Below are 20,802 nucleotides of genomic sequence, written 5' to 3'. Positions count from 1 at the left end.
CCTCCGAAAGGGGGGCGGGCGGTCAGACGGTGGCGGGGGTGGGGGCGGCCGGGGCGGGGCGGCGGCCGGTGAGGGCGAGGAAGGCGTCCTGGAGCGAGGCGGCCGCGGAACCGGCGTACCGCTCCTTGAGGACGATCGGCGCACCCTCCGCGACCACCCGGCCGTGGTCGATCACCACCAGCCGGTCGGCGAGCGCGTCCGCCTCGTCCAGGTAGTGGGTGGTCAGCACCACCGTGGTGCCGTGCTCGTCGCGCAGCCGCCGCACCAGCTCCCACAGGTCGGCCCGGCTGCCGGGGTCGAGCCCGGTGGTGGGCTCGTCCAGGAAGAGCACCTGGGGCCGGTGCGGGAGCGCCATGGCGATGTCCAGCCGCCGCCGCTGCCCGCCGGAGAGCGCCGCGCAGGGGCGCTCCAGCAGTGCGGTGAGGCCGAGTTCGGCGGCCAGCTCCTCGGCGCGGGCGGCCGCCTCGGCCTTGGGCAGGCGGTACAGCCTGCCCTGGGTGGTCAGCTCTTCGCGGACGGTCAGCGCCGGGTCGAGCCCGCCGCTCTGGGCCACGTAGCCGATCCGCTCCCGTACCCCGGCCGGATCCCGCAGCAGATCGCGGCCGGCCACGGTGGCGGTGCCGCCGGTCGGCGCGAGAAGCGTGGTGAGCATCCGCAGGGTGGTGGTCTTGCCCGCGCCGTTGGGGCCGAGGAAGCCCAGGATCTCGCCCGGGCGGACGGTGAGGTCGATGGAGCGCACGGCCGGCACGGGGCCGCCGGGGGTGGCGAAGGTGTGGGCCAGGCCGGCTGTCTCGATGATGGGCATGGCGGTAGAGAAGCAGAGTCGCTTTAAATTTGCAATGACTCTATTTTTTGGGTGAGGCCAGGAAGATACGATGAGGGCGGTGGTGGAGCGGACGGACGGGCGAGGACGGGCGAGGGAGCGGAAGGCCATGGCGGCGACCGAGGGACTGAGGGAGCGCAAGAAGCGGCAGACCAGGCAGCACATCTCCGACACGGCCACCCTGCTGTTCCTCCAGCGGGGCTTCGACGCGGTGACCATCGGGGAGATCGCCCGGGTCGCCGATGTCTCGGTCAACACCGTCTACAACTACTTCCCGGCCAAGGAGGACCTCTTCCTGGACCGGACCGAGGACACCGTCGACCGGCCCGCCCGCTGGGTGCGCGGCCGGCGCGCCGGGGAGTCCGCCGCCCAGGCCCTGCTGCGGGAGCTGCGCGAGGCCGTGGAGGGCTGCTCACCGGCCGTCGGGTTGTTCGCCGGCTACGCCGACTTCATGAAGGTGGTCAGCGAGGCCCCTACCCTGCGCGCCCGGCTCGGCGGGATCAGGGAAGAGAGCCTGGACGCCCTGGTCCGGGCGGTGCGCGCGGAGGCCGCCGAGGAGGACGGCCCGCTGCTGCCCGAACTGGTCGCGGGCCAGCTGCACTGGGTGCAGACCACCGTCATGGGCTGGATCTCCGCCCGGATGCTGGAGCGCCGCGACCCCGCCGAGGTCTCCCGGGACGCCCTCGTCCTGCTGGACGAGATCGAGGAACTGCTCGCCCCGAGGGTGCTCGGATACGCGGTACGGCGCCCCTGAAACGGTCATGACGCACCGTCACGGTGTGATGTCCGTCAGATGAGACGTGACGCGTATCTCTTCGCCGCCACAGGCCCGCCCGGGCCCGATAGCCTCCGCCGGAGAGCAGGTAGAGCACGTAGAAGCAGACAAGCAAACGGGCGTTAAGGGGAAGAAACGTGGCCAGGAAGCTCGCCGTCATCGGTGCCGGACTCATGGGCTCCGGAATCGCGCAGGTCTCCGCCCAGGCGGGCTGGGACGTGGTGCTGCGCGATGTCACCGACGCCGCGCTGACCCGCGGGACCGACGGCATCAAGGCGTCCTACGACCGGTTCGTGGCCAAGGGCAAGCTGGACGCCGCCGACGCCGAGGCCGCCCTGGCCCGTATCACCACCACCACCGACCTGGACGCGGCCGCCGACGCCGACCTGGTGGTGGAGGCGGTCTTCGAGAAGCTGGAGGTCAAGCACGAGATCTTCCGCACCCTCGACAAGATCGTCCGCGAGGAGGCCGTCCTCGCCTCCAACACCTCCGCCATCCCGATCACCAAGATCGCGGCGGTGACCGAGCGCCCGGACCGCGTGGTCGGCACCCACTTCTTCTCGCCGGTGCCGATGATGCAGCTCTGCGAACTGGTCCGCGGCTACAAGACCAGCGACGAAACCCTCGCCACCGCCCGCGAGTTCGCCGAGTCCGTGGGCAAGACCTGCATCGTGGTCAACCGCGATGTGGCCGGCTTCGTCACCACCCGGCTGATCTCCGCGCTGGTCGTCGAGGCGGCGAAGCTCTACGAGTCGGGCGTGGCCACCGCCGAGGACATCGACACCGCCTGCAAGCTGGGCTTCGGCCACGCCATGGGGCCGCTGGCCACCGCCGACCTGACCGGTGTGGACATCCTGCTGCACGCCACCGGCAACATCTACACCGAGTCCCAGGACGAGAAGTTCGCCCCGCCGGAGCTGATGCGCCGGATGGTGGACGCCGGTGACATCGGCCGCAAGAGCGGGCAGGGCTTCTACAAGCACTGAGCGCGTACCGGCACCGTGCGCGCCGGGCGGGTCCGGGCGCGCACACCGGCCGGGGGCCGTCGCCACGGTTCCTGACCGTTTCGGTGGTTCCCGGCGATTCCCGGCGGTTTCCTCCGGTGCGGAGCGCCCGTCCATCACCCCCTCGGGTGAATTCGGTATCGGTTCGCTTACAAGGCGCAACGACTGTGCCTGTCGGACAGTCAGTTGGTGCATAGAAAGACAGGACCACGAGGACACGAAGAGATGACGCCGATCCCGCCGTTCCACCGGCCCGTCGGGCGCACGCCGGCACGGCGGCGGGCGGACAACAGCGCAGGGATGACGGCGGAAACGTGACGACGCAGACGCAGCACTCACCGGGAGCGCATATGCACATCAGGGGCGACCACGCCGAACTGGTCGTCGGGGGCCGCCTCGACGTACGCAGCGCGGCGGACGCCCGTACGGTCCTGCACTCGGCCGTCGACGACGGAGCCGGCGACCTGGTGCTCGACCTGACCGGACTCGACTCCTGGGACGCCACCGGCCTCGGCGTCATCATGGGCGCCCACCGGCGGGCCGGACGCTGCGGCCGCCGGCTGGTGCTGCGCGGCGTACCCCCGCAGATGCAGCGGCTGCTGGTGGCCACCCGGCTGCACCGCATCCTCGCCATCGAGGGCGGCCTCGCCGCCGACTCGCTGCCCCGGGTCTGACCCGGCGGCGGCGCGGGGGCGGGGTTCGCCGGACGGCCCCGGCGGCGGCGCGCGGCCCCGGCCCGTACCGCTTCCGGCTCACAAGACGGTGACGTTGTGGGCACGGGGGCACCCCGGCTCTTCAATCACATCGGGTTAACGTCTAGGGTGCGGATTTGACGCCCGCCCATCAAAACGAGAACCAGCGCGGGCACCGGACCGGAAGCGGCAGCGGGCGTGCGGGAAGGCCGGGATGGGCTGACGACGCACCGCGCTACATGGGGGCTTGCACCTTGGACCCGATCGACCGGCGACCGGACGACGACTTCGGCACCGACGCCAGCGACGCCGCTTCCGGCGGCATCCGCGACCCCCAGACATCCGTCGACGGCACCGTCGGTGCGGTCGGCTCGTTCGACGGCTTCGCCGCCGGGGCGCCCGGCGCCTCCCGGGACGCCGACGGCGGTGCGTCCGGCAGCCCCGTCGGGGCCGATGACCGCCCCGCCCCCGCCCCCGAACCGCGGGACGAGGCGGCCGCCCCCTCCCCGCTCGCCGCGGCCGGTTCGGTGGTCGGCCGGGTCCGCACCACCCAGCTGGTCTCCGGCGGCTTCCTGCTCACCGTCAACCCGGTGGACGGCAGCGAGATAGAGCACTGCCCGCCCGGCCGGAAGCCCGAGGAGGCGCGCCGCCGCACCACCGAGGAGCGTGCCGAGCACACCCGCGCCGGCGGCCCGCCGGTGCCCGCCAGCCCCGCCGCCGCGCCGTTGCCCCTGCTGCGCCGCGAGGAGGAGCGGGAACGGCTGCTGCGGCTGCTCGCCCGCGACCGCTCCGCCCTGGTCACCGGCCCGGCCGGCTCCGGGCGCACCGCGCTGCTCGACGCGGTGGCCGCCGACTGCGCCGAGCTCGCCGAGGACGGCGTCATCCGGCTCAGTGGAGTGGGCCGCACCCCCGCCGAGGTGCTGTACGAGCTGCACGCGGCCGTGCTGCACGCCCCCGGGCACCGCCCCGACCGCGAGGGGCTGACCGCCGCCCTCACCGGGCTGGACGCCGTCATCGTCGTGGACGACCTGGAGTTCGGCGGCGCCGCGCTGGACGAGCTGCTGGACGCCGTACCCGAGAGCGTCTTCCTGTGCGCCGCGCTCACCGGCACCGTGCAGCCCTCCGAGGGCGCCTGGGTGGACGAGGTGCCGCTGCCCGGCCTTGACCGGGACGCCGCCGTGGAGCTGGTCCGGCGCGCCGTGGACCGGCCGCTCACCGAGGACGAGGCCAACTGGACCGGCGACCTCTGGTTCGAGTCCGAGGGGTTGCCGCTGCGGTTCGTCCAGGCCGCCGCCCTGCTGCGGCAGCGCGACGACCTCAGCCCCGCGACCGCCGACCCCGATGACGCGCTCGCCCAGTACGACGAGGACGATGTCTTCGCCGACACCCACGCGGCTCCGCTGCCCTCGCTCGGCGACGGCGCCGCCCCCGCCCCGCTGCTCGCCTCCCGGCTGAGCGGGGCCGCCCGGGAGACCCTGCGCTTCGCCGTCGCGCTCGGCGGCGAGGTGCCGCACCCCGCGCATCTGCCCGCGCTGGTCGGTGACACCCATGCGGACGCCGCGCTCGGCGAACTGCTGCGCTGCGGACTGCTCAGCCCGGCCGGCCCCCGCTACCGGCTGGCCGCCGGGGTGCTCACCCAGCTCACCGCCGACGGCTACGGCGAGGGCGCCGACGCCCGCGCGCACAGCGCCGCCCAGCACTACGCCTGGTGGACTGGCCACCCCTCGGTCAGCCCCGAGCGCGTCGCCGCCGAGGCCGACTCCGTACTCGCCGCGATGACCGCGCTGCTGCCGAGCACCGAGGCCGGGCACGCCAGTTCGGTGGTGCTGCTCGCCCGCAGTGCCGCGCCCGCCTTCGCCGCGGCCCTGCACTGGGGCGCCTGGGAGCGTGCCCTGCGAGCCGGCTCCGAGGCCGCCCGGATCGCCGGTGAGGTCGCCGAAGAGGCTTACATCCACCATGAGTTGGGGATCATCGCGCTCTGCGCCGGCAATCTGGACCGGGCCCGCGCCGAGCTGGAGGCGTCCACCTCCATGCGCGGGGCGCTCGCCGACAAGCGCGGCGCGGTGGCCGGCCGGCGCGCCCTCGCCCTGGTCGCCGACTGCGAACGCGCCCGCCCCGGCGAGGAGCCCGCGCCGCTCGCGCTGGTCCCGCCCCGCCAGGAGGGCCCGGCCTCACCGGCCGGCGGCGTACCGGCCGCGACCGGACTGCCGTATCTGCCGGGGCTCTCCAAGACCCCGCCGCCGGGTCCGGCGCCCGGGTACGACACCCCGGTCGGCACACCGCTCGGTCTGCCCGCGAGCCGGTCGGCCGCCATCTCGCCCGGCTGGTCGGTGAGCGCCCCCACCATGGTGTCCGGCCCGGCCGGCCGCGGCTCCCGGGTGCGGCGCACCCTGCTGAGCGGCGCCCGGCGCAATCTGGCCGCGGTCGGCGCCGGCGCCCTGCTGGTCGCCGTCCTCGGCACGGTGGTCACCCTGGGCGCCACCTCCGGCAACGGCAAGGGGGACCCCGGGCAGGTCATCACCGAGCGGTCCACCCCCAGGGACACCGGCGACGGCGGCCCGGGCACCGACGAGCCCGCCGAGGGCTCGACCCGCGACCCGGGCGGCCGACTGCCCGGCACCACCGGCGGAGGCGCCGCCACCTCGGGCGGTTCGGGCGGTTCCGGGGCGACCTCCGGGCCCGGCGAGGACGACGGCACGACCGAGTCGCCCACCCCGTCGGACAAGCCCAGCTCCCCGGACGGCACCGACCCGTCCACCGGCAGCCCCGGCCCGACCACCAGCGGCCCCACCGGCGGTACGGACCCCACCGGTGGCACCGACCCGACCGGCGGCACCGACCCCACGGGCGGCACCGACCCGACCGGCGGCACCGACCCCACGGGCGGCACCGACCCGACCGGGGGCACGGACCCCACCGGCGGTACCGATCCGACCGGGGGCACGGACCCCACCGGAGGCACGGACCCGACCGGAGGCACCGACCCGACCGGCGGTACGGACCCCACCGGGGGCACCGACCCGACCGGTGGCACCGACCCGGTGGGCGGCGCCCAGGGCGGCGCGGGCTCCTCCTCCGGCGGCTCCGGCGACGCCGGAGGCTCCCAGGCGGCCGGCGGCGCGGGCGGCAGCGCCTCGGCCGACTAGGGCCGACTGCGGGGACCTGAGGGTCCGAGGGACGGTTACGGGCCCGACGGGCCCGAGAGACGGCAACGGGCCCGCAGGAGGGCCCCGAGAAGACGGCTACGGCCCCGGGACGCGCCAACGCGGCGCCCCGGGGCCGTACTCATGCCCGTGGGTACTAGAAGAGCTTGAGCTTGTCGTCCTCGATGCCGCGCAGCCCGTCGTAGTCCAGCACCACGCAGCCGATGCCGCGGTCCGTCGCCAGCACCCGGGCCTGCGGCTTGATCTCCTGCGCGGCGAACACGCCCCGGACCGGCGCGAGGTGCGGGTCGCGGTTGAGCAGCTCCAGATAGCGGGTCAGCTGCTCCACGCCGTCGATCTCGCCGCGCCGCTTGATCTCCACCGCCACGGTGGCGCCGCCGCCGTCCCGGCAGAGGATGTCCACCGGCCCGATGGCGGTGGGGTACTCGCGGCGGATCAGCGTGTAACCGTCGCCCAGTGTCTCGATCCTGTCGGCGAGCAGTTCCTGGAGGTGCGCTTCCACGCCGTCCTTCACCAGCCCGGGATCGACGCCCAGTTCGTGCGAGGAGTCGTGGAGGATCTCCTCCATCGTGATGATCAGTTTCTCGCCCGCCTTGTTGACGACCGTCCACACACTGCCGTCGCCCTCCTTGAGGGTGCACGGCGGCGACATCCAGTTGAGCGGTTTGTACGCCCGGTCGTCGGCATGGATCGACACGCTGCCGTCCGCCTTGACCAGGATCAGACGGGGTGCGGAGGGCAGGTGGGCGGTGAGCCGGCCCGCGTAGTCCACGGAGCAGCGGGCAATGACGAGACGCATGGTCGGCAACGCTACTCGACGGACCTGGCCATGCGCGATTCGGCCCTGAAATCCCCTTCCTCCGTGGCCGGTTGTGGCCCCGTTCGCCTGGTGCGGTCCGGACAGCGCGCTTACCGTGGAGACAGGAGGTTGCCGCGCGTACACGCTGCGTGTAACGGCGGGTGCCTTCTTCCCTGCCCGTAAGACCCCCGTCCCAGGGGTCCGAGAGGAGAACCCATGTCGCTCGACGTCTCACCGGCGCTGTTGGAACAGGCCGAGCGAGGCGAGGTCGACGAAGCCGCTTTCGTCGACTGCGTCCGGACCTCCCTGCCCTTCGCCTGGCAGATGATCAGCAACCTGGTGGCCCAGCTGAAGGTGGACGGCGGTGCGTTCGCCGACAACCAGACGCCTCCGCCGGACGAGCAGGCGCGCGGCCAGCTGCTGCGCGCGCTGGCGAGTGATGCGATCCGGGGGGCGCTGCAACGGCACTTCGGTGTGCGGCTGGCCTTCCAGAACTGCCACCGCGTCGCGGTGTTCCCGCTGGACTCCTCGGCCGACGAGCGGCTGGCCCGCTTCACGTCGATACGGGGCCAGCTGCTGAACCAGTCCCCGGAACTGCGCGACTGCTGACCTACCGTGCCGCCGCCCCGCGCCACGGGGCGGGCACCGGGCGCCGCGCCCGGTCCACGCGGTCACCAAGGCCGGGACGCCGGCCCGAGCGCGGTGGCCACCGACCGGGGCGCCGCACAGCCGGTGCCGTACTCGCCGGGCGGGGCGAGGACGGTGCCGGAGCGAGGGCGCGGTGCCGGAGTGAGGGCGGTCGCCGCTGAGACGGGCGGACGCCGGCGGTACGGGCGGACGGAGGCGGTACGGGCGGTGGCCGGCGGTACGGGCGGCTGACGGCGGTGCGGCCCGCGCCCCGAACGCGGAGTGGTGCGGGCCCCGGCCCCACCCCGGCCCCGCCCCGGCCTCGGTCAGCCGAGCCGGGGCAGTACCTCGGCGCCCAGCCGCCGTACGTTCTCCTCGGTGGCCGCCAGGTCTCCGGAGCCCTCCACCAGCAGCGCGAACCGGGTGACGCCGGTCCGCTCGGCGGTCGCCGACAGCCGGTCGGCCGCCAGCTCCGGGGTGCCCACCGGGTGCAGCCGGCACAGCAGCTCGGTGTACGCCACCGGGTCGCGCATGGCCCGCTGCCGCCCGTCGATCGTGACATGCGCGTCCAGGCCCTGCTTCAGCCAGCCGGGCAGCGCCTTCAGCAGCGTCTCCGCCGCGTCCTGGGTGCGGTCGGCCAGCTGGGCCACGCCCGCCGACACATGGCGGGCGGCGGTCCGCGCCACCTCCTCGGGGCCGTGCCCGGCGGCCAGCGCCTCCTGCCGCCAGAGCGCGGTCATGGCGGCCTTGTCCTCGTCGCCGCAGTGCATCCCCAGCAGCATCGGCAGCCCGCGCTCGGCGGCCAGCCGTACGGACGCCGGTGAGGTGCAGGCCACGATCGCCTCCGGCCCGGCGGACGCGGTCCGCCCCGACGGGTCCAGCAGTTCGTCCGGGCGGGGGACCACGGCGACCTCGCGGAAGCGGTAACGGGGACCGTCGGCGGACACCCGCGGCTCGCGCAGCCAGCGCAGCAGCAGGTCCAGCGACTCGGGGAAGCCCTGCTCGTAGGCGTCCAGACCGGCGCCGAAGACCTCCAGGTCCACCCAGGGCCCGCCGCGCCCCACCCCGAGCGTGAACCGGCCGCCGGAGGTCAGATGGAGCAGCGCGGCCTGCTCGGCCAGGGCCACTGGATGCGCCGTCGGCAGCACGCTCACCGCCGTGCCCACCCCGATCCGGCGGGTCCGCCCGAGCAGCAGTGCGGCGAGCGTGACCGCGGAGGGGCACACCCCGTACGGCACGAAGTGGTGCTCGGCCAGCCAGACCGAGTCCAGCCCCGCCTCCTCGGCCACCTCGGCGGACCGCACCGCCCGGTGCAGCGTCTCGCCCTGCCCCTGGCCGGGAAACTGGGCCGCCAGTACGAAAGTCCCCACGCGCATCGCCAACTGCCTCCTTGACCGGCCGACGCGGCTCCCCGTATCGGACCAACGGCCGACACGTGCCAAAGGCAACGGGCCGCCGGCAACTTTTGTTGGATCAGTGGGTTGTTGGATCAGTCCGGTGGTGGGATGAGCGCTGGTGCGATCAGCTCTTGTCAGGACAAGAGGGCAAAACGATTCCTCCGGGCACCGGTTGACGAACGGGCGGATCGTCCCCCGCCCGGCCCTTAGGCTGGGGGAACGGTCCGTACGCGCTGTGAGAGAGGTGCCCGACGTGTCCCCGCGCCGCAACCGCCCCCGAGGCGGCGACCAGTCGAACGCCGACGCCGCCGAGCCGGGGGACCGTTACGGCGGGTTCCAGCGCACCGAGTCCTGGCAGGGCGAGGAGTGGGCGGTCCGCCATGTCGCGGGCGCCGGGGCGACCGGCAAGCGCTACCGCTGCCCGGGCTGCGACCAGGAGATCCCCTCGGGCGTACCGCATGTGGTGGCCTGGCCGGAGTACGGCGGGGTGGACGACCGCCGGCACTGGCACCAGGCCTGCTGGAACGCCAAGGACCGCCGCACCAGCCGGGTGCAGCGGTCCAGGAACGCCCCGCGCCACTGAGGCGGGGAGACAGGCGCGGGTGGGGGGGGACAGGCCAGGCGGGGCGGACGGGCTCAGCCGACGACCCGTACCGGCGTACCGGTGGCGGCGAACTCCCACAGCGCCTCGCCGTCGGACGACCCGGTCCGCACCGCGCCGCCGCGCACCTCGGGCGAGGAGGTGGGTGAGGCGCCGTCCGCGGCGTGCGAGAAGGCCACCCAGACGCCCTCGGTGTTGGCGAAGTAGACGACATGCTCCACGGGCACCCCGTCGGAGCCGTTCCCGGAGGCGCGGCGGGTGGAGACCTTGTGGTCGCCCTCGGCCGGGGCGACGCTGCCCGGCCAGACGGTGAAGCTGCGCAGCGGCAGCTCGTTCTCGCTGACCAGCCAGACCCGCCGCTGGCCGAGCGAGTACACCACCCGCCGGCCCTCGCCGGAACCGTCCGGCAGGGCGTCCTGCTTCGGGGTGGGGCGGGGAGCGGGTGAGCCGCCCGGGGAGGCGGAGGGGGAGGAGGCCGGCTTGGCCGAGGCGACGCCGCCCTCGGGGACCTTGCCGCGCGCCTGGACGGCGAGCACGGCCACGACCACCAGGGCAGCCGCCGTGAGTACCGAGACCCAGGCCCAGGTGGGCGTCCGGCGGCGGGCATGCATCGGGGCGGGTCTCCTTGGCTCGCGGGCTGTCCGGGGAAGCGGTCCGGGGACGGTACGGCGGCGGGGCGCGGCCCGTGCCGGGCGCGACCGCCGGGCCGCCGCTGGGTCCGCGCGGACACCCCCATCCGTACGGTCGGATCATCGTACTCGCGCCCGGCGCGGCCCCGTAACCGCGTGGCCCCGTGACCGCGTAGGCCCCGGCACCCGCCCCCGCCCGCTCCGGAGAGGAACCCGGTTACACGTCCCGCTTGCTCAGCGTCAGATACGCGCCGCCCAGCACCACCGCGGTCAGCCCGGCGAGGATGCCCAGCGGCGTCCAGCCGTGCGGTCCGCCGTCGATCAGCCCGGACTCGCTGTAGAAGCCGATCAGCAGGCTCGGGATGGCGTACTTGAACAGGAACTCCTGCACGCCCCGCAGGGACTCGGTGCCCATCATGAAGAGCCCCGCCACCAGCGGCAGCAGGATGACCCCGATCATGATGGTGATCGCGCCGGCCGAGTGCCGCACCAGCGCCCCGACGCCCAGCGCCAGCAGTCCGAGCGTGGCCACGAACAGCCCGGCGCCGACGGTGGCGCGCAGCCACTGCTCACCGGTGGGCTCCGGGCCGTTGATCATGCCGACTTGGACGGCGGCGACCAGCGTGGCGGTGGTCGTGGTCACCGTGAAGACCAGCAGGAAGAACACCACGGCCTTGGCGGTGAGCACCCGGCCCCGGCTCGGGCAGGCGGTCAGGGTGGTGCGGATCATCCCGGTGCCGTACTCCGAGGCGATGGTCAGCACGCCGAGCGTCACCACGCAGAGCGAGCCGAGCAGCACCCCGTAGATGCCGAGGATGAACACCGGCTCCCCGCCGGTCGCGGCCTGGTCACTGGCGGTGTCCACGCTGGAGACCGCCCAGGCGATGAGCAGCCCCACCGCCAGCATCAGCACGACCATGACGCCGAGCGTCCACAGGGTGGAGCGCACCGAGCGGATCTTGGTCCACTCGGAGGCCAGCGCGTCCCCGAGGTGCGCCCGGCGGACCGGGATGGGGGAGGTGTACTGCTGCTGCGAGGGCGGGTACGCGGCGCTCATCGGGGGTCCTCGTTCTTGCTCAGGTCTGCGGGGGCGGCGGGCGGCACGGGCGGAGCCTGCGGTACGGGCGGGGCGTCCGCCGGTGCGGCCGGTCCCGGCACGGGCGCCGGACCGCCGGCCACCGGTGCGCCCGGCGCGGGGGCGGACGGCGGGCCCGCGGGCGGCTGCGGGGCCGGCCCGCCCGGGGCGCCCGCGTACGGGTTCTGCCCGCCGGCGTACGGGTTCTGTCCGGGCGGCGGCGGGGCGTACCAGCCCTGCTGGGGCACCTCCGGGACCACCGGCTGCGGCTGGGGCGGCAGATAGCCGGGCGGCGGCTGCTGCATCAGCCCGGCCTTCTGGTCGTCCGTGGAGCGGTAGTCCACCGCGCCCTGCGTCAGGCGCATGTAGGCCTCCTCCAGCGAGGCCTGGTGCGGGGAGAGCTCCCACAGTCGTACGTCCGCGCCGTGCGCCAGGTCGCTGATCCTCGGCAGCGGCAGCCCGGTGATCCGCAGCGCCCCGTCCGGCTCGGACAGCACCTGGCCGCCGGCCTCGGCGAGCACCGTGACCAGCTTCTCCCGCTGGGTGGGCTCGGTGTCGGGGGTGCGCACCCGGGCGAAGTCCGCGGAGTTCGCCGAGATGAACTGCTTCACGCTCATGTCGGCCATCAGCTGGCCGCGGCCGATCACGATCAGGTGCTCGGCGGTCAGCGCCATCTCGCTCATCAGATGCGAGGAGACGAAGACCGTGCGGCCCTCGGCGGCCAGCGCCTTCATCAGGTTGCGGACCCAGAGGATGCCCTCCGGGTCCAGCCCGTTGACCGGCTCGTCGAAGAGCAGCACCTGCGGGTCGCCGAGCAGCGCGGCGGCGATGCCGAGGCGCTGCCCCATGCCCAGCGAGAAGCCATTGGAGCGCCGCTTGGCCACGCTCTGCAGGCCCACCACGCCCAGCACCTCGTCCACCCGGCGGGCCGGGATGCCGGCCAGCTGCGCCAGGGACAGCAGATGGCTGCGGGCGCTGCGCCCGCCGTGCACCGCCTTGGCGTCCAGCAGCGCGCCCACCTGGCGGGGGGCGTTCGGCAGCTTCCGATAGGGGTGGCCGCCGATCGTCACATGGCCGGAAGTGGGCTGGTCGAGCCCCAGGATCATGCGCATGGTCGTGGATTTGCCGGAGCCGTTCGGCCCCAGGAAGCCGGTCACCGTACCCGGCCTCACCTGGAAGGAAAGGTTGTACACGGCCGTCTTGGCGCCGTAGCGCTTGGTCAGGCCGACTGCCTCGATCATTCTCCAGCCCCATCGAACAGGTCGCGGTCCTCGGGCCCCTGCGGCACAAGCACCCATGGCCCCCGTAAGAGGTAAGAGACTATCGAGCCGTTGACGGTTCCGGCCAAGCCCGTATACCGGGCCCCCGCGACGGACCGGCACCACGGGCCCGTACGGCGGGCCCCACGACGTCGGCGGCGGACAGGGCCTCCGCCCCGCCCGCCGCCGTACTGCCGCCTGCTAGCCAGGGGCAGTCCCGGCTACGCGTCCCGCTTGTTCAGCACCAGATAGCCGCCGAGCAGCGCGACCGCCACCCAGAGCACCATGATCCCCAGCCCCGCCCATGGGCCGTACGGGGCGGGGTCGCTGTTCATCGCGTTGGGGACGGTCTGGAGGATCTTGCTGCCGGCCTGGTCCGGGAAGTACCGGGCGACCTCCTTCGCCTTGGGCACCGCGGCCAGGATCTGGGACACCAGGAAGAAGAACGGGACGAGGATGCCCAGCGACAGCACGGTCGAGCGCAGCATCGCGGTCACGCCCATCGAGAACAGCGCGATCAGCCCCATGTAGAGCCCGCCGCCGACCACCGCGCGCAGCACGTTCTCCTCGCCGATCGAGGTGGAGTGCTCGCCCAGCAGCGCCTGTCCCAGGAAGAAGGAGAGGAAGCTGGTGGCCAGCCCGACCACGAAGGCCAGCACCCCCGCCACGGCGATCTTGCTGAACAGGAAGGAGGCCCGCCGCGGTACGGCCGCCAGCGAGCTGCGGATCATGCCCGAGCTGTACTCGGTGCCGACCACCAGCACCCCGAACACCACCATCGCCAGCTGCCCGAGCGTCAGCCCCGCGAAGCTGATCAGCACCGGGTCGAAGGTCAGCCGCTCGGGCTCGGGCAGGTCGTCGAAGGTGGCGTTGGACAGCGCGCACAGCCCCGCGCTCACCCCCACCGTGACCAGCAGCGCGCTCGCCAGCGTCCACACCGTCGAGGACACCGTCCGGATCTTGGTCCACTCCGAGCGGAGGACCGCGGTCGCCGAAGCCATCGCTCAGCCCTCCTTCGACCAGCGCGGGCCGCGGGGGTCGGCCCCGTCGGCGGCCTGCCCGGCGGCGGAACCGTCATGGGCGTGGTACTCGACCGCGCCCGCCGTCATCTGCATGAACGCCTCCTCCAGCGACGCCCGCTGGGCGCTCAGCTCGTGCAGGGTGATCCCCTGGGCACCGGCCAGGTCGCCGACCTGCTCGGTGCTCGCCCCGTCCACCTCCAGGACCCCGTCCGGGCCCTCGGCGACCGCCAGCCCGCCGGCGGTCAGCGCCTCCCGCAGCCGTACCGGCTCCGGTGAACGCAACCGCACATAACTGCGGGAGTTCTGGTGGATGAATTCCGCCATCGAGGTGTCCGCGAGCAGCTTGCCCTGCCCGATCACGATGAGATGATCAGCGGTCAGTGCCATTTCGCTCATCAGATGGCTGGAAACGAAGATCGTCCGGCCTTCGGCGGCCAGCGCCTTCATCAGATTGCGGACCCAGTGAATTCCCTCCGGGTCCAGACCATTGACGGGTTCGTCGAACAGCAGCACCCGGGGATCACCGAGCAGTGCCGCGGCGATGCCGAGCCGCTGCCCCATCCCCATGGAGAAGCCCTTGGGCTTCCGCTTCGCCACCGCGCCCAGTCCCACCAGGTCCAGCACCTCGCCGACCCGGCGTTCCGGAATGCGGTTGGACTGCGCCAGGCAGAGCAGGTTGTTGTACGCGCTGCGCCCCGGATGCATCGACCGCGCCTCCAGCAGCGCGCCGATGTTCCGCAGCGGCTCCGCCAGCTCCCGGTAGTGCTTCCCGTCGATCCGCACCGTCCCGCTGGTCGGATGGTCCAGGCCGAGCATCATCCGCATGGTGGTGGACTTCCCGGCCCCGTTGGGCCCCAGGAACCCGGTCACCACCCCGGGGCGGACCTGGAAGGAGAGATGGTCCACCGCCGTCTTCGTACCGAACCGTTTGGTAAGCCCCGCTAGCTCGATCATGGCCTGATTATCCCGCGCCCCGGGCGGATACGGGGGTCCCATGCGCCAATCCCCGGAAACGCGGCGCGGCCGGGGACGACGGGTGTCGTCCCCGGCCGCGTACGGGCCGCTACCGGTGCTACGAGTACGACCGGTGGGTGTCAGCGGGTCTGCTGGGCCGGGACCCCGCGGGAGACCGGCTCGTCGTCCGCCGGGGAGCCGGCCGCGGCGACCGCCGCGCCGGTCAGCGTGGCCAGCATCTCGCGGACGTTGGTCAGCTGGGCGTTGATCGAGTCGCGGCGGTTGGTCAGCGCCGCCAGCTCGCGCTCCGACTCGCTGCGGATCCGGTCCGCCTTGGCGTTGGCGTCGGCCACGATGTCCTCGGCCTGGCGCTGCGCGGTCTCCACCGTCTGGCGGGCCCGGCGCTCGGCGTCGGTGCGCAGCTTCTCCGCCTCCAGGCGCAGCTGCTCGGCGCGGTGCTCGATCTCCGCGAGCCGCTTCTCCGCCTTGGCCTGACGGGACGCCAGGTCCCGCTCCGACTGCTCGCGGCGCTTGGCCAGGTTGGTCTCGAAGTCCGCGGCGGCCTGGGCGGCCTTGGCGCGGGTCTCCTCGAAGAGGGCGTCCGCCTCCTCGCGCTTGGACTGCGCGTCCTTCTGCGCCTCGGAGCGCAGCGTGTTGGCCTCGCCCTGGGCCTTCTCGACGATCCGGACGCCCTCGTCCTCGGCCTTCGCCTTGCGGTCCGCGGCGAACGACTCGGCGTCGTTGCGCACCTGCTGGGCCGCCGACTCGGCGAGCTCGCGGTGCTGCTCGGCGGCGCGGCGGGCCTCCTCACGCAGGTCCTTCGCCTCCTCCTCGGCCAGCCGGAGGATCTTCTCCACGCGGGCGCCGAGACCGGCGTACGACGGCTCGGCGTCGCTGACCTGGGCCTGGGCGTTCTGCGTTTCGAGATGGAGCTCCTCGATGCGCTTTTCCAGAGAGGTGATTCGCGCCAGAGCACTGTCACGGTCGGCGACGAGTTTGGTAATGCGGTCATCCACCTGACCGCGGTCGTACCCACGCCGCACGAGCTCGAAGCCGAAGGGGGAGGATGTGTCGCTCATGGGGTTCCTGTCGAAAGAGACCGGTGAGGTGTTGAGGTGTTAGGGGGAATCCTAGGCTCCCCGACGGCGTGTCTTCGAGCGGATGCCGTTTCAATCCGGAGAATGTCCAGCCTTTTGAGTGGCTTACTCCTCGATTGACTTGCCACCCGAACGGGTAGTCCCCGCCGTCGCGCCGGCCTTCACCCCGCCGTCCTTGTCATCCCGGCCGCCCCCGGCACCCGGTGACTCGAACGACTCCAAAGCCTCCAGCACGTCCTGTACCCGGGAGATCTCGGACTGGATGTCCTCACGGCGCCTCCCCAGGACCTCCACCTCGCGCCGGGCGTCGGCGAGCAGCTTCTCGGCCTCCTCCTCGGCGTCCGCCTTGATCTTCTCCGCCTCGCGGGACAGCCCGGCCTTCTTCTGCTCGGCCTCCTTCAGCAGTCCCTCGGCCTTCTTCACGGCCGCGATCCGCACCCGGCTCGCCTCCGAATCGGCGTCCGACAGCAGGGTCTTGGCCTTCTCCTCGGCCTCGGCGCGCTGCTCGGTCGCCGCCTTCACCAGCTTGTCGACCCGCTCGCCCGCCGACCTCATCTGCTCGGCCGACTCCCGGCGGGCCCGCTCGTGCAGCTCCTCGATCTCCGCCTCCACCCGGCGGCGCGTCTCCTCGGTCCGCTCCCTTATGGCGGTCGCGTCCCCGCGCGCCCCGACCAGCAGCTCGTCGGCGTCCGTACGGGCCTTCTCCACCAGCGAGTTGCCTTCCACGGTGGCCTCGGCGACGATCCGCTCGGCCTCCGTGCGGGCCGCGCCCACCATGGTGTCGGCCTGCGACTCGGCCTCCGCGGTGGCGCGCAGCGCCTCCTCCTGGGCCTTGGCCACCAGTTGGTCGGCCTGCTCGGCCGCGTCCGAACGGCGCTTGGCCGCGGCCTCACGGGCCTCGTCCACCTGGCGGTCCGCCTCCGCGCGGGCCTCGGCGCGCAACTGCTCGGCCGCGCTCTCCGCCTCGGCGCGCAGCCGCTGGGACTCGGTACGGATCCGCTCCGCCGCCTGCTGCGCGGAGCCGACCGTCTCGGCCGCCTCGGCACGCAGCCGCTCCGCCTCGCCGGCCGCCTCACCCCGTACCCGCTCCGCGTCCGCCGCCGCCTCGGTCCGCAGCCGCTCCGCCTCCGCGGTGGCGTCCGCCACCAGCCGCTCGGCCTGCTCGGTGGACCGCTCGCCCAGCCGCTCCGCCTCGCCACTGGCCTCGGCCACCAGCTGGTCGGCCTGCGCGGCGGCGTCCGCGCGCCGCTTGTCCGCGGCCTGGCGGGCCTCGTCGAGCACCCGCTCGCCCTCGGTACGGGCGGCCGCCCGCAACTCCTCGGCCTGCCGCTCGCCCTCCGCCTTGACCTGCTCGGCCTCCGTGCGCAGCCGGGCCGCGTCCTGCTCGGCCGCGGCCAGCGCCTCGGCGGCCCCGGTCGTCAGCCGCTCGGCCTCCGCGCGCGCCTCGCCGACCAGCCGGTCCGCCTGCTCCGCCGCCTCCGAACGGATCCGGTTGGCGTCCTCCCGGGCGTCCGCCCGGGTCCGCGAGGCGTCCTGCTCCGCCGAGGCCACCGCGTCCGAGGCCTCGGTTCGCATCCGCTGCGCGTACTCCGCGGTGTCCGACTTCAGCCGGTCCGACTCGGCGACCGCCTCGGACAGCGTCCGCTCGGCCAGCTCCCGGGCCGCCTCCGACTCCGCACGGGACCGCTCGCGCAGCCCCGCCGCGTCCTCCGCGGCCCGCTCCCGCTCCGCATAGGCGTCCGACCGGACCCGGTCCGCCTCCTCCTGCGCCTCCCCGCGGGTGCGCTCCGCCGCGTGCTCGGCCGCCGAGCGTAGCCCGGTGATCTCCTCCTCGGCCTGCTCGTGCAGCCCGGCCACCGCGTCCCGCACCGACTGGGCGGTCGCCTCGGCCGCCGCCACCAGCTCGGTGGCCCGCCGGTCCGCCTCCTCCACCAGCCGCAGCGCCTCGGCCTGCGCCTCCTCGACCCGGTTGCGCGCCGAGGCCAGCAGCTCCTCGCTCTGCTCCCGGGCCCGCTCCCGCTCCTGGTCGGCCTCGGCACGCGCCGAACCGAGGGTCTCCTCGGCCTCCCGGCGCCGCCGGTTCGCCTCCTCGCGGGCTGCCGCCAGCTCCTCGGCCGCCTCCGCGGTCACCCGCTCGGCCGCCGACTGCGCCTCCGCGCGCACCCGGTCCGCGGTCTCCTGCGCCTCGGTGCGCAGCCGCTCCGCCTCCGTCGCGGCCTCCGAACGCAGCCGAACCGCCACGCCCTCCGCCTCGGCACGGGACGCCGACGCCTCCGCCGCCGCCTCGGTGCGCAGCCGCTCCGCGTCCTGCTCGGCCTGCTCGCCCAGCGCCCGCATCCGCTCGGCCGCCTCGGCGCGCAGCCGTTCGGCCTCCTCGGACGCCTCCCGGCGCAGCCGCTCGCCCTCCGACCGGGCCTCGGACAGCGCCTCCTCGGCAGCCTCAAGGCGCGCCTCGGCCTCGGAGTGCAGCCGGGCCAGCTCGGCCGCCGCCTCCTCCTGCCGGGCGGTGATACCGCGCTCGGTCTCCTCGCGCAGCGCGGCCGCCGCCTCCTCGGCGGCGGTGCGCACCGACTCGGCCTGCTCCTCGGCCTCGGCACGCAGCCGGTCGGCCTCCTCCCGGGTGCGCTCCAGCGTCTCCTCGGACTGCCGGCGCAGCCCGGTCGCCCGCTCGATCGCCTCCGCGCGGACCCGCTCGCCCTCGGTGGTCGCCGCCGTCCGCGTCTCGTCCGCGTCCGCCTTCGCCTTGGCCAGCAGCTCCTCGGCGGTCTTCGCCGCCTCCTCGATCTGCTGCAACGCCTCGCGCCGCGCCTCACCGCGGATCCGCTCGCCCTCGGCGATGGCGTCCGCCCGCAGCTGCTCGGCCTCCCCGCGCAGCCGCCGCGCCTCCTCCTGGAGCTCGACGGTCTTGGCGCGGTACTCCTTGGTGTCGTCCTTCGCGGCGCCCTTCAGCTGCTCGGCGGTGTCATGCGCCTCGCCGCGCAGCCGGTCCGCCTCGGCCTCCGCCTCCCGGCGTACCCGCTCCGCCTCCTCGGACGCCTTGCGGGTGGTCTCCTGGGCGTCCTGGGACGCCTTCGACAGGATCTCCTCGGCCGACCGGGCCGCCTTCGCCAGCTGGGCCGCGGAATCCTCCGCCGCCGCGGTACGGGCCTTCTCCGAGGCCTCCGCGACCTGCTTCTCGGCCGCCTCCCGGGCGTCCGCGAGCGCCTGCTCGGCCTCCGCCTTGAGGGCCTCGGCCTCCTTGGTCGCCTCACCGACCAGCCGGGCGATCTCCGACTTGGCGGTACGGGTGCGCTGCTCGTTCGCCGATTCGGCGCTGGCCAGCCGCTTGGCCGCGGCGTCCTTCGCCTCCGCGACCAGCTTCTCGGCCTCGGCGCGGGCCTCGCGCAGCTTCTCCTCCGCCTCGCTCATCCGCTGCTCGGCGCCCCGGGCCAGCTCGGCGGCCTTCGCCCGGGCCTCGGTGGACTCCGCGGTGGTGGCGCTGCGCAGCTGCTCGGCGTGGCTGGTGGCCTCCTGGGCCTGCGTGGACGCCGCGTTCAGCAGCCGCTCCGCGTCCCGGCGGGCCCGCAGCAGAATGGCCTCGGCCTCGGCGCGGGCCGTCTCGGCCTCCGCGCCCAGCCGCTGACGGGCCTCCTCCGCCAGCCGCACGGCCTCGCTCCGGGCCGCGCCCAGCGACTGCTCGGCCTCCGCCCGGGACTCGTCCATCAGCCGGCGGGCCTGCGCCTCGGTCCGGGCCCGCAGCTGCTCCGCCCAGGCCACGTTCTCGTTGACGTGCGCCTCGACGGTCTGCCGGCGCTCGGCCAGCTCCTGGTCCAGCTGCTGCCGGCGCTGCACCGCCTCGGTGTGCAACTCCGCCTGGAGCCGCGCCTGGTGCTCGGCGTGCTCCTGGAGGATGCGCTGCGTCTGCGCCCGGGCCTCGCGCAGCTCACGCTCCGCGTCGGCCCGCAGCTGCTCCGCCTGCGCCTGCGCGTTACGGAGCAACTGCTCGGCCTGGTAGCCCATGTCGGCGCTGTCGTATGACGGCCGGGAGGCGATGGTGCGCCGCGCCTCGTGCAGCTTGGCCCGCAGCACCTCGACCTGGTAACCGAGGTCCTCGGCGTGCTGGACGGCCTTCTCCCGCTCGGTCTTCAGCCGGTCCATCTCGGCCTCGAACCGCGAAAGGTGGTCGTCAGCCCGGTGGCTCTCTGCGCGTTCGTAGCCCCGCACTGCGCGGTCCCATCCGTCCCCTGGTCGCAACTGGCTTGACACGGGCACCGTCCGCCCGCGAACGGTCCCCCGGGGAAATGGTGTCAGATCGCTTACGGAGACATGGCACGGCCCCGATCCGGCCCCGGCCCGGAGCAGCCCACTCTACCGGGCCGGGAATCGGCGGGTCAGTGCTCTTGGTCCTCCGGAGGCCGCGCCGACGGCCCGGTGCTTGCCCTTCGGGCGGCCCGGTGGAGGTCAGTGTTCCAGGGACTTGTCCGCCGAGGTGACCAGCTCGGTCAGCACCCCGTGGCAGTCCTTCGGGTGCAGGAAGGTGATCCGCGAGCCCATCGAGCCGATCCGCGGCTCCTCGTACAGCACCCGCACGCCCTTGCCCCGGATGGCCTCCGCGTCCCCGTCCACGTCCGCGGTGCCGAAGGCGATGTGGTGCACCCCCTCGCCGTTCTTGGCGAGCCACTTGCCCACCGCGGAGTCCTCCCGGGTCGGCTCCAGCAGCTGGAGGTAGGACGCCCCGCCGTCGTCCGTACCGTTGATCCGGAGCATGGCCTCGCGGACCCCCTGCTCCTCGTTGACCTCGGTGTGGAACACCTCGAAGCCGTAGGTGGCACGGTAGAACTCGACGGTGGCGTCGAGGTCCCGGCAGGCGATCCCGATGTGGTCGATTCGCGTCAGCATGGCACC

Annotated in this window: 17 protein-coding genes; 6 read left to right on the top strand and 11 right to left on the bottom strand. The window is 74.1% G+C overall.

Annotated features, from left to right (window positions below):
- Positions 1-22: 22 nt before the first annotated feature.
- The gene (locus tag ABZ945_RS10095) at positions 23-805 is read right to left on the bottom strand and encodes an ATP-binding cassette domain-containing protein (RefSeq protein WP_361266598.1); all 783 of its coding nucleotides are present in this window, start codon (positions 803-805) and stop codon (positions 23-25) included.
- A gap of 127 nt (positions 806-932) precedes the next feature.
- Between ABZ945_RS10095 and ABZ945_RS10090 the strand changes: the two genes are divergently transcribed.
- The 4 genes from ABZ945_RS10090 to ABZ945_RS10075 all read left to right on the top strand — a co-directional run bounded on the left by ABZ945_RS10090 (position 933) and on the right by ABZ945_RS10075 (position 6,440).
- On the top strand, positions 933-1,577 hold the full coding sequence (locus ABZ945_RS10090; protein WP_361266596.1) for a TetR/AcrR family transcriptional regulator: 645 nt from the start codon (positions 933-935) through the stop codon (positions 1,575-1,577).
- Positions 1,578-1,735: 158 nt separating this feature from the next.
- Positions 1,736-2,584, top strand: a complete 849-nt coding sequence (locus ABZ945_RS10085; RefSeq protein WP_361266594.1) for a 3-hydroxyacyl-CoA dehydrogenase family protein — start codon at positions 1,736-1,738, stop codon at positions 2,582-2,584.
- Positions 2,585-2,952: 368 nt separating this feature from the next.
- The gene (locus ABZ945_RS10080; protein WP_361266761.1) at positions 2,953-3,276 is read left to right on the top strand and encodes an STAS domain-containing protein; all 324 of its coding nucleotides are present in this window, start codon (positions 2,953-2,955) and stop codon (positions 3,274-3,276) included.
- A gap of 272 nt (positions 3,277-3,548) precedes the next feature.
- On the top strand, positions 3,549-6,440 hold the full coding sequence (locus tag ABZ945_RS10075; protein WP_361266592.1) for an ATP-binding protein: 2,892 nt from the start codon (positions 3,549-3,551) through the stop codon (positions 6,438-6,440).
- A 154-nt stretch (positions 6,441-6,594) separates the two neighbouring features.
- Here ABZ945_RS10075 and nucS read toward each other — a convergent pair whose 3' ends face one another.
- Positions 6,595-7,257, bottom strand: a complete 663-nt coding sequence (gene nucS / locus ABZ945_RS10070) for an endonuclease NucS (protein ID WP_248632697.1) — start codon at positions 7,255-7,257, stop codon at positions 6,595-6,597.
- Between the two features lie 216 nt (positions 7,258-7,473).
- On the opposite strand from nucS, the gene ABZ945_RS10065 reads away from it, so the two are divergent.
- Positions 7,474-7,866: an SCO5389 family protein gene (locus ABZ945_RS10065; RefSeq protein WP_361266590.1), complete on the top strand. Its 393-nt coding sequence runs from the start codon at positions 7,474-7,476 to the stop codon at positions 7,864-7,866.
- Between the two features lie 344 nt (positions 7,867-8,210).
- On the opposite strand, the gene ABZ945_RS10060 is transcribed toward ABZ945_RS10065, so the two are convergent.
- Positions 8,211-9,260, bottom strand: a complete 1,050-nt coding sequence (locus ABZ945_RS10060) for an LLM class flavin-dependent oxidoreductase (protein ID WP_361266588.1) — start codon at positions 9,258-9,260, stop codon at positions 8,211-8,213.
- A gap of 274 nt (positions 9,261-9,534) precedes the next feature.
- Here ABZ945_RS10060 and ABZ945_RS10055 point away from each other — a divergent pair, with 274 nt between their 5' ends.
- Positions 9,535-9,864 (top strand): ATP/GTP-binding protein, encoded by a 330-nt coding sequence (locus ABZ945_RS10055; protein WP_361266586.1) that lies wholly within the window; start codon positions 9,535-9,537, stop codon positions 9,862-9,864.
- 53 nt (positions 9,865-9,917) lie between these two features.
- On the opposite strand, the gene ABZ945_RS10050 is transcribed toward ABZ945_RS10055, so the two are convergent.
- The 8 genes from ABZ945_RS10050 to mce form a co-directional block, all read right to left on the bottom strand.
- On the bottom strand, positions 9,918-10,493 hold the full coding sequence (locus tag ABZ945_RS10050) for a hypothetical protein (RefSeq protein WP_361266584.1): 576 nt from the start codon (positions 10,491-10,493) through the stop codon (positions 9,918-9,920).
- Positions 10,494-10,728: 235 nt separating this feature from the next.
- Positions 10,729-11,568: an ABC transporter permease subunit gene (locus ABZ945_RS10045; RefSeq protein ID WP_361266582.1), complete on the bottom strand. Its 840-nt coding sequence runs from the start codon at positions 11,566-11,568 to the stop codon at positions 10,729-10,731.
- Complete coding sequence (locus tag ABZ945_RS10040; RefSeq protein ID WP_361266580.1) at positions 11,565-12,827, bottom strand: ATP-binding cassette domain-containing protein; 1,263 nt, start codon at positions 12,825-12,827, stop codon at positions 11,565-11,567. The genes ABZ945_RS10045 and ABZ945_RS10040 overlap by 4 nt, the downstream gene beginning before the upstream one ends.
- A 239-nt stretch (positions 12,828-13,066) precedes the next feature.
- On the bottom strand, positions 13,067-13,846 hold the full coding sequence (locus ABZ945_RS10035) for an ABC transporter permease (RefSeq protein WP_361266578.1): 780 nt from the start codon (positions 13,844-13,846) through the stop codon (positions 13,067-13,069).
- Between the two features lie 3 nt (positions 13,847-13,849).
- Positions 13,850-14,821, bottom strand: a complete 972-nt coding sequence (locus ABZ945_RS10030) for an ABC transporter ATP-binding protein (RefSeq protein ID WP_361266576.1) — start codon at positions 14,819-14,821, stop codon at positions 13,850-13,852.
- A 140-nt stretch (positions 14,822-14,961) separates the two neighbouring features.
- The gene (locus tag ABZ945_RS10025; protein ID WP_248632706.1) at positions 14,962-15,900 is read right to left on the bottom strand and encodes a cellulose-binding protein; all 939 of its coding nucleotides are present in this window, start codon (positions 15,898-15,900) and stop codon (positions 14,962-14,964) included.
- Between the two features lie 123 nt (positions 15,901-16,023).
- Complete coding sequence (scy, locus tag ABZ945_RS10020) at positions 16,024-20,121, bottom strand: polarized growth protein Scy (protein ID WP_361266573.1); 4,098 nt, start codon at positions 20,119-20,121, stop codon at positions 16,024-16,026.
- Between the two features lie 237 nt (positions 20,122-20,358).
- Entirely contained in the window at positions 20,359-20,796 is a 438-nt protein-coding gene (gene mce, locus ABZ945_RS10015) for a methylmalonyl-CoA epimerase (RefSeq protein ID WP_361266571.1), read from the bottom strand.
- Positions 20,797-20,802 lie beyond the last annotated feature (6 nt).

Source organism: Streptomyces sp. NPDC046887 (assembly GCF_040644755.1).
Classification (GTDB): Bacteria; Actinomycetota; Actinomycetes; order Streptomycetales; family Streptomycetaceae; genus Streptomyces; species Streptomyces lichenis.
Note: the sequence above shows the minus strand (reverse complement) of the source record. Positions and strands in the feature narration are given on the sequence as shown.